The 12837-nt window shown below is 52.2% G+C and carries 12 protein-coding genes; 5 read left to right on the forward strand and 7 right to left on the reverse strand.

Annotated features, from left to right (window positions below):
- The first annotated feature begins 271 nt into the window (after nucleotides 1-271).
- Nucleotides 272-520 carry a WhiB family transcriptional regulator gene (locus ACN08Y_RS08825; RefSeq protein WP_135013289.1) on the forward strand — a complete coding sequence of 83 codons (249 nt, stop codon included), beginning with the start codon at nucleotides 272-274 and terminating at the stop codon, nucleotides 518-520.
- Nucleotides 521-588: 68 nt separating this feature from the next.
- On the opposite strand, the gene ACN08Y_RS08830 is transcribed toward ACN08Y_RS08825, so the two are convergent.
- Genes ACN08Y_RS08830 through ACN08Y_RS08840 form a run of 3 tightly spaced genes read right to left on the reverse strand, consistent with a single transcriptional unit; the run spans nucleotide 589 to nucleotide 4181 of the window.
- Nucleotides 589-2130: a sensor histidine kinase gene (locus ACN08Y_RS08830; RefSeq protein ID WP_419104278.1), complete on the reverse strand. Its 1542-nt coding sequence runs from the start codon at nucleotides 2128-2130 to the stop codon at nucleotides 589-591.
- A gap of 30 nt (nucleotides 2131-2160) precedes the next feature.
- The gene (locus ACN08Y_RS08835) at nucleotides 2161-3540 is read right to left on the reverse strand and encodes an AAA family ATPase (RefSeq protein ID WP_419112439.1); all 1380 of its coding nucleotides are present in this window, start codon (nucleotides 3538-3540) and stop codon (nucleotides 2161-2163) included.
- On the reverse strand, nucleotides 3537-4181 hold the full coding sequence (locus ACN08Y_RS08840; RefSeq protein ID WP_419100103.1) for an SAF domain-containing protein: 645 nt from the start codon (nucleotides 4179-4181) through the stop codon (nucleotides 3537-3539). The genes ACN08Y_RS08835 and ACN08Y_RS08840 overlap by 4 nt, the downstream gene beginning before the upstream one ends.
- Before the next feature lie 218 nt (nucleotides 4182-4399).
- On the opposite strand from ACN08Y_RS08840, the gene ACN08Y_RS08845 reads away from it, so the two are divergent.
- Entirely contained in the window at nucleotides 4400-4633 is a 234-nt protein-coding gene (locus tag ACN08Y_RS08845) for a helix-turn-helix domain-containing protein (protein WP_419100102.1), read from the forward strand.
- Between the two features lie 16 nt (nucleotides 4634-4649).
- Here the strand turns inward: ACN08Y_RS08845 and ACN08Y_RS08850 are convergent, their stop codons facing one another.
- Nucleotides 4650-5207 (reverse strand): hypothetical protein, encoded by a 558-nt coding sequence (locus ACN08Y_RS08850; protein ID WP_419100101.1) that lies wholly within the window; start codon nucleotides 5205-5207, stop codon nucleotides 4650-4652.
- 306 nt (nucleotides 5208-5513) lie between these two features.
- Between ACN08Y_RS08850 and ACN08Y_RS08855 the strand changes: the two genes are divergently transcribed.
- Together ACN08Y_RS08855 and ACN08Y_RS08860 are read left to right on the forward strand one after the other, a co-directional pair.
- Nucleotides 5514-6221: a LysM peptidoglycan-binding domain-containing protein gene (locus tag ACN08Y_RS08855; protein ID WP_419112440.1), complete on the forward strand. Its 708-nt coding sequence runs from the start codon at nucleotides 5514-5516 to the stop codon at nucleotides 6219-6221.
- Between the two features lie 22 nt (nucleotides 6222-6243).
- Complete coding sequence (locus tag ACN08Y_RS08860; protein ID WP_419100099.1) at nucleotides 6244-6744, forward strand: Rv3235 family protein; 501 nt, start codon at nucleotides 6244-6246, stop codon at nucleotides 6742-6744.
- A 68-nt stretch (nucleotides 6745-6812) separates the two neighbouring features.
- Here the strand turns inward: ACN08Y_RS08860 and ACN08Y_RS08865 are convergent, their stop codons facing one another.
- From ACN08Y_RS08865 to ACN08Y_RS08875, 3 genes are all read right to left on the reverse strand, one after another.
- Entirely contained in the window at nucleotides 6813-8204 is a 1392-nt protein-coding gene (locus ACN08Y_RS08865) for an RNA polymerase sigma factor (RefSeq protein ID WP_419110622.1), read from the reverse strand.
- A gap of 196 nt (nucleotides 8205-8400) precedes the next feature.
- Nucleotides 8401-9819, reverse strand: a complete 1419-nt coding sequence (locus tag ACN08Y_RS08870; protein ID WP_419112441.1) for a DUF4192 family protein — start codon at nucleotides 9817-9819, stop codon at nucleotides 8401-8403.
- A 192-nt stretch (nucleotides 9820-10011) separates the two neighbouring features.
- A complete protein-coding gene (locus ACN08Y_RS08875; protein WP_419112442.1) occupies nucleotides 10012-10965 on the reverse strand; it encodes a proteasome assembly chaperone family protein in 954 nt (317 codons plus the stop codon).
- 320 nt (nucleotides 10966-11285) lie between these two features.
- On the opposite strand from ACN08Y_RS08875, the gene ACN08Y_RS08880 reads away from it, so the two are divergent.
- Complete coding sequence (locus ACN08Y_RS08880; RefSeq protein ID WP_419100095.1) at nucleotides 11286-12800, forward strand: leucyl aminopeptidase; 1515 nt, start codon at nucleotides 11286-11288, stop codon at nucleotides 12798-12800.
- The last annotated feature ends 37 nt before the right edge of the window (nucleotides 12801-12837 follow it).

The following is a 12837-nucleotide window of genomic DNA, read 5'->3' on the forward strand; positions in this document are numbered from 1 at the left end:
TCATGGCTGATCTGGTAAGTACTATTTCTATCTAGGATAGGCGGGCAGGAGTGTTTACCCTCACGCCGCAACACCAGTTCAGAGCTCTCTGTGAGATTTACCTCAGCTCATCACTGTTATTTTCGCCAACAACCTCTTGTCTGACGGTCTATATCGTGGGAAAGTTATTGAGGTTCACGTTTGGCTCCTTAACCTAAGGAGCCAAATTTATTGTTTAGTAGCTGGTGGTTCAACCAGCATATTCCGGTACACCCTGTAGGAGAGCATGCTAATGGATTGGCGAAGCCGTGCTGCTTGTCTCGAGAAAGATCCCGAACTCTTTTTCCCAGTAGGAAATACCGGGCCCGCTCTACTTCAGATTGAAGAAGCCAAGAACGTCTGTCGCAGCTGCACTGTCATGGATACATGCTTGCAGTGGGCTATCGAGACTGGCCAGGATTCTGGTGTCTGGGGCGGTATGAGTGAAGACGAACGACGTGCCATGAAACGTCGTGCCGCCCGGGCCCGCAGGGCATCTTAGCGGTTCTGGCACTCAAGAAAACCTATCAGGGGAAGCCTTTGACGGCTTCCCCTGAATTTTTTGGCCCGCTAGGAGATGAGAGCGGTGATAGTCACCTGTGTCCCTCCCTCAGGTAGGCACGACCAGTGAATCGAACCGTTTAACTCACTAGATACCAGAGTCTTCACAATCTGTGTTCCCAGCCCCGTTGTGCTGGCCCCTTCTTCAAGTTCCCTAATCTTTGCGCCGCTGATACCTGCACCCGTATCTGCGACAGTTACAGTTAGCCGGTGCTCCTGGTTATCGCTGTAGTGATGCTGGCAGCGCAAAGTAACCGTTCCAGTTTCTCCAGCCAGCCCATGCTCGACGGCATTTGCTACTACTTCGTTGATAACCAAGGCAAGCGGAGTTGCGATCTGGCTCGGTAACCGCCCAAAGGGCCCTTTGACAAGTGTTTCTACCTGTTGTCCGGGGGATGCCAGCTCAGCGGCCAGCCGGAATTGACGACCAATGAGATCATCGAAGTCAACGTCTTGCGTAAGCCCCTGAGAGAGGGCTTCGTGTACGAGGGCAATAGTTGCCACGCGACGCATAGCCTGCTCCAGCCCCTCTTTGGCTTCTTGGCTGGTCATTCTACGAGCTTGGAGACGAAGCAATGCAGAGACGGTTTGGAGGTTATTTTTTACCCGATGATGTATCTCTCGAATAGTTGCGTCCTTTGACATCATCTCTAGCTCACGGCTTCTTAGCTCGGTGACGTCTCGGCAGAGCAGAACCGCCCCATAACGTTCCTCTCCCAGCCGTGAAAAGCGCCGAAGGGGTATCGCCCTGAAACTGACATTTTTTCTGTGCGCTTTAATTTCAGCCCGCCAGGGCATTCGGCCGGTAAGAACCAGAGGCAAGGTTTCGTCTGCTTTTTCTCCTGCTGGTAAGAGCGAACGAGTAACCTCTAGAAGGCTTTTACCAATCATGTCGCCCGAGAATTGGAGTCTTTTGTATATCGAGAGGGCGTTAGGTGATGCGTAGCTTACCCTCCCGTCGGTATCAAGCATCATGAGCCCATCGCTGACTCGAGGGTTACCGTGTGCAGTACCGACCGGGGCTGAGAACTCCGGCCAGGCACCTCGCGACACCATCTGGAGTATATGGTGCGATACGTCACGATAGGCCCGCTCAGCTTTTTGGCGTTTGCGGGTACCCAGGCTTTCCCTGTGGACAGAGAGCAAAGCCACCGGGCGGTTATTTCTAATCAGTGGGATGAACTCAGTCTCAAGAACAATATCGGTCAGGTTGTTTTCATCGTTTAGCGTTTTGGGGGTCTGGCTATTCCAGCTCGCTATTGCCCGTTCACAAAGTGACTTGTGGAGGGATCTGCCTACCAGATCTGAATGAAAGACGGTATGCGTGGTGGATGGTCTGATTTGAGCGAGGCTAACAAAGCTTGCTTCAGATGGTAAAGACTGTGAGAGCGCAAAGAATCCTTCAATACTCTCGGGATCGGGGACCCACAGCATGAGGTCGCAGTAACCGGTATCAGCGATGATTTGCCACTCGTTTGTGAGCAGATGAAGCCACTCAATATCACCTGGCCCATAGGCACCACTCCGTTCAAGGGTTTCTGTCAATGACATGCTGTGTGGCCTCCTGGCTTGGGTCAAAGCCTACGAGCTGGAGCGCGAACGGCTTGGGAACCTAAAAGATAATCTCTTCTTTTCTACCACGTTCTGTGAGGAACCCCCATTTTCGTCAGGGTTAGGCCCTGGTTTAAGCCCCAGGCGTGCCCGTGTAATTGCTTGCAGGTTATGGAGCTCCTTGGCGAGCTGAGAAGTCGGGGCAACCTCAAGAATCGTTTTGCCGGAAAGACGGGCCTTATCGGCTGTGCCAGCATCCTCAGAAATCACAAGGTCGATAGGGTGTGCTGGCCCAAATCGCTGCCATGAATGGTCTAACGCTAGGCGCGCAGAAGGTCCTATGGCTTCTGAGCGAACACGGTTGAAGACGATAGAAATATCCTGAGGATTTTCTGGTTGAACAGTTTGGATGAGCTGGTCATAGGCCTTAATCAGTCGGGGTACACCCACAACATCTGCTAAGCCAACCAACACAATTCCGTCAGAGTCTTGAAGGCTTACTAGGCTTGCTTCGTTGCGTTGCGGAGCGATGGAATCGAATGAAAGCGCTTCGTCTTCTTCCAGGCAAAAGGCTGTATCGGCGATGACCAAGTCATACTTCTGCAAGAGGGTTTCGTAGACCTTAGCAAGGCTGGTTCTTCTAATTTCAGCCCACCGGTCTGCCCTGTTGATGCCGGTAACAATGTCGAAGTATGAATCTTTGTGGCGGACCGTTTGGACCAGTTCCTTGAGATGCCTTTCTTTAACGGGCCCTCTCTCTGCCTGGTGGCAAAGCTGAGCGAGACTGGAGTAGTCATCGGTGAGCCCTAATACTGCACCGGCTGAGGCACCGTAGGTATCGGCGTCCACAAGACAGGTCTTATAGCCAGCTTCTGCGTAGGCTGCTGCCAGGTTTGTGGCAAGCATTGTTGTCCCTGGGGCACCGAGCGGGCCCCAAACGGTGAGAAGCTTCCCTGGCAGGCTCTCGCTACCCGCCTCCTCCCTTATCTGAGCCTGTGCCCCTGGTGCCTGGGTCAAGTCTCTGACTTGTTCAGGGGGGCAGTCAGCTTGTGGGGTTTCGGTTTCTTCCAGCAGGATTTTGACAGAACGCTCAATTGCTTCAACTATTTCTTGTGTATCTGCCAGAGAGTCAACGATAGTTACATTATCTAGGGAGGGCGGCGCATGAGTATCTGCAACAATGCACACTGATAGTTCCATCTGATGCAATGAGCTGATCAGGGACTGGGTCATCTCATGAGCCTGGGTAACGACTAAGACAGCGCGAGCTATTCCACTTTGTGCAATGCCCAGCATCTCGCCCATATCATGAACGTGTCGCACCACACTGACGTGGCCTCGCTGGGATTCGATGGCTGAGATAAACCTGCCGCCCTCATCCGCTACGACGATAATCGGAATCTGCATCATTGGCGACCGCTTTCATAGGCCGAAGGAACCAGGTTAATGACAGAACCATCGTTTGAGGCTCCCAGCACCTGCGAGAGATATTCGTTATTGACCCATACTTCGACGGCAGAGCGACCGGTGCCTCCGATAATTGATTCTTGGGCTGTGACAGAATGAATCTCAGCCCCCTCGACAATAGGTTCCGGATCACCAAAAGAGTTTGAGCCTTCTTCTTTGCGGGATACCCAGATATCAACTCTGTCGCCTGCAGAAAAGCCAGATACAGCGTACTGATCGAGCAAAAGGGTCACGAGTCGCCGCCCCTCACTGACTTCAGAGGAGACGGCATTGGGCGAAAGGATTTCACCGGCTTTCAGAGGGCGTGTGGCGACAAGCCCCTCAGCCAAATCTTGCTCAGCTGAAATATATTGAGGTGCGGCATCGCCCAACCGAACTTGAACGACTTGCACGTTCTCCCTACTAATCCGGTCACCTATGCCCAAGTCTTTACTCACGGCATAGTAAGGTTCAGTCTGGTTGGTAGCACGGATAAGGCCTACTGTAGCTAGAATTGAAAGCACTATGATGAGCACACCAACAAGTAGCCGGGGATCTCTCAAGCCAGGTTTCTTAAAACGCGGAGCGGTCTGTTCATGAGCCATCTGGCCACCTCCGTCAGCTAGGTACGAAATCTATTGATGACAGTAGTTTTACTAATCAGAGGTATAAAACAAAGTTCAGGAGGGTTTTTACCTCAAAGTTACGCAGAAAATAAGATGTTTTCCACAGCCTTTGCTTTTCACCCCTAGATACCCCAAAATGCACTAAAATTTATCAAAGACATCATTCTGTTGACACCTAGCGCAAAGGTTTCTCTTCCATGGCTCAGCAACGCTTTCTCACCCTGACCGATGTAGGCGAGATTCTCAACATCACCCCTAGTCAGACTCGCGCGCTGGTTCGCTCAGGGGAGCTTAAAGCAATTCAGATTGGTGGGCGAAACCAGTGGCGAGTTGAAAAATCAATGCTGGAAGAGTACATCAAGGAACGCTATGCCATGACGGAAGAGTCAATACGCTCCGGGCAACCGGCCCAGGAGGACCAGCTTCTCTAAAGCTTGCACTAAAGGGTTAGCTACCAGCAGCTACCCTCACTGCCGCAATTGATGTAAATGGAATAGTCCGCACAAACGAGACTTTCTTTCCTGATGCCTGAGTCCTTGTAGCAAAGAGCTCGCAGTAATCTGCCCCCACAGCTGAAATGTGCCCCTCCGTGGTCAGACCGGCAGATCCGTTGTGTATCACGATAACCTCACGATGCCCTTTAGCGAGAGCCCGCAAGGCTGAACCGATTGTTAGTTTTCGAGAAACAGATTCAGCCTCAACATAGGACTTATTATCGCCGCCTTCCCACCAGACAATTTCCTGAGTGCGAATTATCAGATCACCTGTGTCGGTTGATAGCTGAATCCACCCCAATCCAAGCCCGATGAGTTGCCCTCGCCACGTATCTCCCGTGCTACCGTGCACAGACAGGGCAACCCCCAGCTGGGCAGCCAATCTATCTGCGCAGGTAACTTTTGAGCGCTCCATCATGCTCAGTTCACGCGCATCTGCCTCGTAGTCGCGCACTCTTTGTGCCTGTAGCTGCACTTCAAAGTCTCGGAATAAACGATCCAGGCTGTTCATGTACCGAGGATATCCCGAAGTCAGGGCATAACAGAAATATAGTGAAAAAATTTGCGAATACTCTTGCCTGAACATAAAACATCAGTAAGATAAATCATAATTCATCAAATGACATCAAATGACACTATTTGGGGTGTAGTGATGAGATCCTATGGTTTTCGCCATCTGCTGGCAGCGGCGGTACCTCTACTCTCGATGACAGGGGCACTGACCGGTTCCTACCTGTTTTTCACATTTATAGAAGCGGCCGAGGTACCGGCAAAAGCAGTTACTGCAGAGACCTGGTCCCAGATATTCATAACCTTGATGAGCACTTTTGCCTGCGGCTTGATTGCTCTGTGGTGGTCTAGTAGCTATTTTCTCTACATTTACCGGCTCATACTTTTTAACTTGAGAATCAGCACTCGAGTCCCCTCCTTTCCTCGGTGGGCACCCTCAGCGCTTAAGGTACTCATCAGTGGCTCACTCAGCGTCAGCCTCATCGCTGGTCCCCAACAGGCGCAGGCTTTAACAGCCGATGACTCAAGCACCAGTATTAGCCAAACCGCTGAAACCACACCAGCTATTATCTCCGCTGAAGGGCAGGACAATATTCCACCTATGCCAGAAGAATATGGGGAAGGCGCATACTCAGCATCTGAGCACGGCGCTCCTTCATCATCGATAACACCGCTGTTTGCCTCTTCAACACCCCCAAAGCCTGTGGCGGTTACCCTGGCCAGTAGTCACTCCAGGCAAACAATCTCACCGCTCTTCGGTGGATTGACATCGACCAGCCAGCAAACTGAGACCTCCCCACCAGAACAAAACGGCAAGGCAAATGCTGGCTCTAGCCACTACAGGGTCAAACCGGGTGACTCGCTATGGTCAATAGCAGAAAACCATATGCCAAAGACAGCAAGCGGAGCAGAAATTCTCCACTGCGTTCATGAGATACAAGGCCTCAACAGCAATCTGATTCCAACCCTTGACTCATATATCTTCCCAGGCCAAGAGATACTACTTCCCCGATAACCCTCAGCTAAGGAGTAAGACCATGAAAACAGCATTCCCAGATCGTGAACGACCCCAATTCATTGTGCTTGAGGCCAGCGATTACGCAAAAAATTATGCTCACTACTTTGAGAAAGGTAGAGCCGCTACACCCTCCCAAGACCTTCCCTACATCAGTGAAGAAGAATCAGCCGTTGAACGATTAGGCGTTCGCATCGGCACAGCCTGTGTTGAAGTGTTCATGGGCAGGCGTCCGCTACACCATCTTTCACCGTGGATGACAGCAGGATGCTACCGAACCATCTCTCAGAATCTTTCCAGAATACAGCCTGCAATAGCTCAAAAGCTTAAGGACTACCCTCCCATCGAACCCCACCGCGCTCCAGCTTTGATCCGCCCCCGGAGAGTTATCGTCCAGAAAGTATCTCCACAGGCTTACGAGATTAGCCTCCTGGTAACCGATGGCTGCCGCACAAGAGCAGTTGCACTCAGGGCGGAACGGAAACGTGGACAATGGAAGATTAGTACCCTGCTCATTGCCTAATATATTTCCCCTATAACAAAAGCCCTGGTACTCCTTGGAGTGCCAGGGCTTTTCAGTAGGCCTGAGTGTTAGTCGAGGTAGTCCCGCAAAACCTGTGAACGGGAGGGGTGGCGGAGCTTGGACATGGTCTTAGACTCAATCTGGCGGATACGCTCACGTGTCACACCATAGACCTTGCCAATCTCATCAAGGGTTTTGGGCTGCCCATCAGTCATGCCAAATCGCATAGCAACAACGCCAGCTTCGCGCTCTGACAGGGTATCAAGCACAGAGTGTAGCTGCTCTTGCAAGAGGGTAAAAGAAACAGCATCGGCGGGTACCACAGCTTCGGAGTCCTCAATGAGGTCACCAAATTCCGAGTCTCCGTCTTCACCCAGAGGGGTGTGAAGCGAGATAGGCTCACGGCCGTATTTCTGGACCTCGATGACTTTCTCGGGGGTCATATCTAGCTCAGTTGCAAGCTCTTCGGGGCTGGGCTCACGGCCCAGGTCCTGAAGCATCTGACGCTGAACACGGGCGAGCTTATTGATGACCTCAACCATGTGTACAGGGATCCGGATAGTACGTGCCTGGTCAGCCATAGCGCGAGTAATAGCCTGACGAATCCACCAGGTTGCGTAAGTCGAGAATTTAAAGCCCTTAGAGTAGTCAAACTTCTCTACCGCACGAATCAGGCCCAAGTTACCTTCCTGGATGAGGTCCAAGAAGAGCATGCCACGCCCGGTGTAGCGCTTAGCCAGCGAAACAACGAGACGGAGGTTAGCCTCAAGAAGATGGTTCTTGGCACGACGTCCGTCGTGGATAACCCAGCGCAGTTCTTTCTTAAGCTGGGGGTCCATATCGGGGTTCTCTTTGAGCTTGTGCTCAGCGTAAAGACCAGCTTCAATACGCATGGCAAGATCAACTTCTTGCTCTGCATTGAGCAGAGCGACCTTACCGATCTGCTTAAGGTAGTCCTTGACCGGGTCAGCTGTAGCACCGGGTGTTACGACACGGATTGCCGGGGCATCGTCTTCGTCGTTGTTGGTCAGAACGAATCCGGACCCCTTAGCAGCAACTTCTTCCGCTACCTTTTTCTCTTCTTTAGTCACTGAATCGGTATCATCCTCGTCGTTCTCTTCGTCGAGGTCATCACCGAGGGCGACATCGTCAAGGGCAATATCATCATCCAAGACAAGGTCATCATCGTCAGCAGACTTCTTGCCCTTTTTTGTTGTTGCTTTTTTAGTTGCAGTTTTTTTGGGCTTTGCCGTGGTGGTAACAAGAACATCGTCCTCGTTATTTTCTACGGCCTCTGCTTGCTCATCAGCCTTTTTTGCCTTGGCGCGAGTAGAGGTTTTTTTAGCGGTGGCCTTGGTTGCAGCGGTGTCGCTGCTTGCTTTCTTGCGTGCGGCTGGTGACACAGAAAACCTTTCTGAGCTAGTTGACCGTAGCGAGTGTGATGCGGTGTTCGCGGTCAAAACACCTAAGACCCTGTCAAGTAGGTCCGGTAGATTTACAAAAATATCTCTAGCTTCAACAGAATGCCTTTGGATTTTATTCCAATATATTTTCTTGAATCATGCGGCCACACTACAAGCGGGGTCAATAGTCAAGTATGACATGTTTTAGCCCTACTAGCTAAGCGGCGCGATACTTACCAGCAGATTTCTTGTATTAGCGAACAGGGGGTGCTCCCCCAGGCTGGGTAAGCCACATAGGAATAGTGCTGCTGCCCAGCAGGCTCTTCAAAAGAAGCGGGGAAGACTCCAGGTATTTTTGATCTGCACTTTCAAGAAGGTAAGAGGCTTCTGTCGAGTTCCCCCGGAGCCATTTAACCCAGGCTTGGCTCGCAATCAGCATAGATTCACACTTATGGCAAGCGATATTTTCGAAAAGGGCGCACAGCCGCTCCAGAGCTTCTAGCCTGCACCAATGAGGGGGCCTTTCAAGGGATCCTGAAAGCACCCCGGCAAAATGGGCCCCGGCTTCGTTGCTGTCGGCAGGCTCACGCATGCCTTGAGCGCTGAGGGTAGGGCTTATTCTCTCAAGATCAAAGGCTGACAGAGTCTCCGCCGAGGGTAACAGCCTTCTGCTACTCTTGCCTGCATCATCAAGAAAGAATTGAATATATCCCTCCATCAGACCCAGTGCTGCGAGAGTGTGCGATAGATCTGTGCAGGCAAGGTAGACCAAGTAATGCAAGGTGGCTGAGTTCGTCAGCGAAGCTACAAGATAGCCGGCTGCATCAGGCGGAACCGTTGTTCGAATACGATCGCCTAAAGTGGAGGGAAGTAGATTGTTCTCTTTCTCTAAGCGGACAGAATCAGCGACAGTTCCAAGCAGGCTATCCCAGAGCATCAGCTCTGCTTCTGCTTGAAAAGGCTCCAGCGGGTTAAGGGTTTGCTTCATCTCGACATACCGCACAGCAGCAGCCTCTGCAGAGGCCAGCCACAGTTCTGTTGTGTGTGGATGCTGAGTATCTAACGGGTTCCATTTTTTGAGGCTAAAAGCTTCATGCGAGCTACTGGATACAAGGGATCCTCGTGAAACAAGTTCTGCATAGACCGGGCTAGAAAAGATATCGTTTGCCCACCCTACAGGCTCCAAGCCACCGGTTTCAGGGTTGACCGACCAGTAGACGGTTCGCCCCACCGCGATGACATCAAGTACCTCAAGATTATGCCTCGAGCCAGTGCTCTGAATGGGTTCTAGGTAGTAAATAGCTCGCTCAAATAATTCTTGATCACTCCCAGTTATCGGGCCAGCAGGCTGGGTTAAAGGAGTGCTTGGGCATGTGCTAAGCAAGCCCCCGAACATCAGAACAAAGATCCTCTGAAGGCACTCGTTGAGACCATTCAGCCTTGGAATAGAGCTGAAGAGAGTATCTAAATAGTCCTCCGCTGGCATTTCAAACGGGTCGGCCATATCGACCCTTATCAGCGGTCCGACCCCTGAGCTTTCGGCAACCATGAGAACCAGGGAGTCCTTAGGCCAATACCCTAGAAGGTGAACACAGGTTGCAACGACGTCTCTCTCAGTCCGAATACGAGAAGTTAAGGCTGAGGAACTGCTTATGTGAGAAAAACTGTTCATGCCCCCAGTGTCAGTGTTAAATATGGCACAGGAGAAGCCTTAAACAGTCTGTGGAAAGCTCATCGAGGGTTTCCCCTGCACTGCCCCGATGTACAAATAAAGAAGTCACAGAAAAAGAATGGATCAATGTCGCGCCTGTTAAGAGCGTGGACATCGCAATCCACAGCTCGCACAGTACCTGACATAAGTTCCCTAGAGAGGCCCCAGCTGGCCTTGACCTGGTTCATGACCAGAATCATTGCTCAGCTGCGCGAGGTAGGCCTCGATTTCTGCGCCAATTTCATCCCGGGGCGGAACGCGCCCGGCCGCTCGCTCAGACAAAGGTAAAGCGCTGAAACCCCTGGACGCGTTGGCATCGTAAGATTCTTCTAGGCGGTGAATCATCATTTGAATTTCAGGGTTAGCACTTGCTTGTTCATCAATCTGGCCCTGCACATTAAGTGAAAGCTCCCGCAAGCGGTCGGAGGGCAGGCTCAGCTTGGCGGCAAGCGAAAGGTGTTCCATAGCGACCAGAGCAGTCTGGGGAAGCTCAGATTCAGAAAGGTACTGGGGAACATTCACAGAGAAGCCTGCTGTACCAATACCGGCTTCGGTCAAGGCTACCTCGAGCAGACTTGACACCGAACCCGGGACGAGAGCTTCAGGCTGGAAGGAGGATATGCCGGCAGTCAAATCTTTGCGTGAGCCATGGGCTGTCACAGGAATCGGGCGTGTGTGAGGGACCGGCATAGGGAATGCAGTCACAGATAGCGCGACCGAAACATCGAGTCGTTGAGCAAGGTCAACGATATTTGAGGTAAACCTCTGCCAGAGAAAATCAGGCTCGGTCCCGGTCAGCAGCAGGAATGGCTTACCCAACCGGTCTTCTACAACATAGAGCTTGAGCTCGGGCAAAACAGGGTTGGTATAGTGGTCCTTCTTAAAGGTGATGCGAGGTCTGCGGGAGCGGTAGTCGTGGAGCCTGTCAGCGTCAAACTCGATGACGGGAAGGCAATCAAGTTCGTGCAGAAGGACTTCGCCCAGGTGCCCCGCTGTTCCACCGGCGTCCTGAGGGTGTGATAGGGCAACCACCAGGGGGAGGCCTTTAAGGCGCTGGTTCTCAAATACTCCAGCGTGGGCTATGTATAGCCGCTCATCGTGTCTCATGCTCTGCCCCCTTCGCCTAAAGGTCCATTCTTGTGTTGAGACTCTATAGTACTCCAGCCTCTCTAATACCGGCTGTGTATCTTGCAGTAATAACTGTTGTCGGTGAAGAGATATTCCTCATCCACACCAGCATTTCACAAAAATGTCACAAATCGCCCCAACCGACAGAGCTGTTAGCCGGCTCCACGGTACCTCCAGCATGTTATCCACGGTACACATTGACGGTTTTTTTGCCTACCCTTATTAACTGAAGGAGCACAAGAAAAGTCGCTTTTCCCGCGGCCTCTATGTTCTCACCCCAATATCTAAAGGAGAATTCTGTGAGCCAATCACATGATTTGTCATTTTCCGTTTCCTCAACCGACCTTGATGGGCTCGAGGCAAATGTTCTAGTTCTCGGCGTCTATTCCTCTGAGGAAGGCCCGGTTCTTGCATCCAACCCTCTTGGCGAAGAAACCGCTGAGGGTCTCGAAGCAATCCTTGAGGACCTGGGGGTGACCGGGGGCCAGGACGAACTCGTTCGCCTACCCGGTTTTGATGAAGCTGGAGCAGACCTTGTTGCTCTCATCGGGCTTGGGGTAGAAAACGACCAGCTCGCTCAAAAGCTGAACAGCCTCCGCTATGCCGCAGGTTCTGCAGTTCGCCAGCTAGCTGGCAACGAGAACGTTGCCCTTGCCCTAGGCGTCACCACCCCTGATGAAGTTGCCGCCGTGGCTGAAGGTGCCGCCTACGGAGCCTTTTCAGATGCTCAGTTGAAAGCAAAAACAGCAGAATTGGTCAAGGCACCGGTAGAGGACATCACCATTGTCACCGATCTTGACCCTGCAGAAGCCGAGCCGGCACTCACCCGTGCCCTGATTCTAGGCGAAGCTGTAGATCATACCCGCCGTCTGGTGAATACTCCCCCATCCCACCTCTACCCCGCAACTTTCGTTGAGCGAGCCTTAGAGCGTATTGAAGGGCTGGAAAATGTCACCGCAAAGGTCTGGGACTACGACCAGCTGGTAGCAGAAGGCTTTGGCGGAATCGCAGGTGTAGGTCAGGGCTCAGAACGCAAGCCTCGCCTGGTTGAGGTCAAATATGTGCCACAGGGCGCTACTCAAACCGTAGCAATAGTAGGCAAGGGTATTACTTTTGATACCGGCGGTATTTCCCTCAAGCCCCCCACATCTATGACCACTATGAAATCAGATATGGCAGGTGCAGCTACAGTCCTCAACGTGGTTGCTGCCGCATCAGAACTCAACATTCCGGTGGCAGTCAGCGGTTATCTCTGTCTGGCCGAGAACATGCCCGGTGGCAACTCGATCCGCCCCGAGGATGTCCTGACCATGCGTAGTGGCCACACCGTTGAAGTCATGAACACCGATGCCGAAGGACGCTTGGTCATGGCAGATGGCCTTGCCCTGGCATCTGAATCTGAGCCCGACGTCATTCTGGATATTGCCACCCTAACCGGCGCCCAGCTTATTGCTCTCGGTGTGCGTACCGCAGCAGTTATGGGCCACGATAATATCCGGGCCAAGGTAGTTGAAGCAGCTAGCGCCGCTGGCGAAGACTACTGGCCCATGCCCATGCCCGAGCATTTGCGAAAGTCCCTCAAGTCCCCCGTTGCTGACCTTCAGAACATCGGTTCCAGGTACGGCGGAATGCTTGTTGCAGGCCAGTTCCTTGAAGAATTCGTGGGTGAGAAAGATGGCGCCAAGATTCCTTGGGCCCACCTCGATTTTGCTGGGCCTTCTTTCAATGAAGAAGCACCCTATGGGTACACACCTAAGGAAGGTACAGGCCATTCCGTTGCAACCCTCATCAAATTTATTGAGGCCTACGCCTAAGCGGTAAGTATCGTTGAGCATCCCGGTTACCCTTCAC

The sequence above is a fragment of the Rothia sp. P5764 genome (genome assembly GCF_048512965.1).
In the GTDB taxonomy this organism is placed as follows: domain Bacteria; phylum Actinomycetota; class Actinomycetes; order Actinomycetales; family Micrococcaceae; genus Rothia.

Excerpts from the sequence above, each read along its gene's own strand:
- ACN08Y_RS08830 (WP_419104278.1), bottom strand. The coding sequence starts at position 2,130 with ATGTCATTGACAGAAACCCTTGAACGGAGTGGTGCCTATGGGCCAGGT.
- ACN08Y_RS08845 (WP_419100102.1), top strand. The coding sequence starts at position 4,400 with ATGGCTCAGCAACGCTTTCTCACCCTGACCGATGTAGGCGAGATTCTC.
- ACN08Y_RS08825 (WP_135013289.1), top strand. The coding sequence starts at position 272 with ATGGATTGGCGAAGCCGTGCTGCTTGTCTCGAGAAAGATCCCGAACTC.
- ACN08Y_RS08850 (WP_419100101.1), bottom strand. The coding sequence starts at position 5,207 with ATGAACAGCCTGGATCGTTTATTCCGAGACTTTGAAGTGCAGCTACAG.
- ACN08Y_RS08855 (WP_419112440.1), top strand. The coding sequence starts at position 5,514 with ATGAGCACTTTTGCCTGCGGCTTGATTGCTCTGTGGTGGTCTAGTAGC.
- ACN08Y_RS08875 (WP_419112442.1), bottom strand. The coding sequence starts at position 10,965 with ATGAGACACGATGAGCGGCTATACATAGCCCACGCTGGAGTATTTGAG.
- ACN08Y_RS08870 (WP_419112441.1), bottom strand. The coding sequence starts at position 9,819 with ATGAACAGTTTTTCTCACATAAGCAGTTCCTCAGCCTTAACTTCTCGT.
- ACN08Y_RS08840 (WP_419100103.1), bottom strand. The coding sequence starts at position 4,181 with ATGGCTCATGAACAGACCGCTCCGCGTTTTAAGAAACCTGGCTTGAGA.
- ACN08Y_RS08860 (WP_419100099.1), top strand. The coding sequence starts at position 6,244 with ATGAAAACAGCATTCCCAGATCGTGAACGACCCCAATTCATTGTGCTT.
- ACN08Y_RS08835 (WP_419112439.1), bottom strand. The coding sequence starts at position 3,540 with ATGATGCAGATTCCGATTATCGTCGTAGCGGATGAGGGCGGCAGGTTT.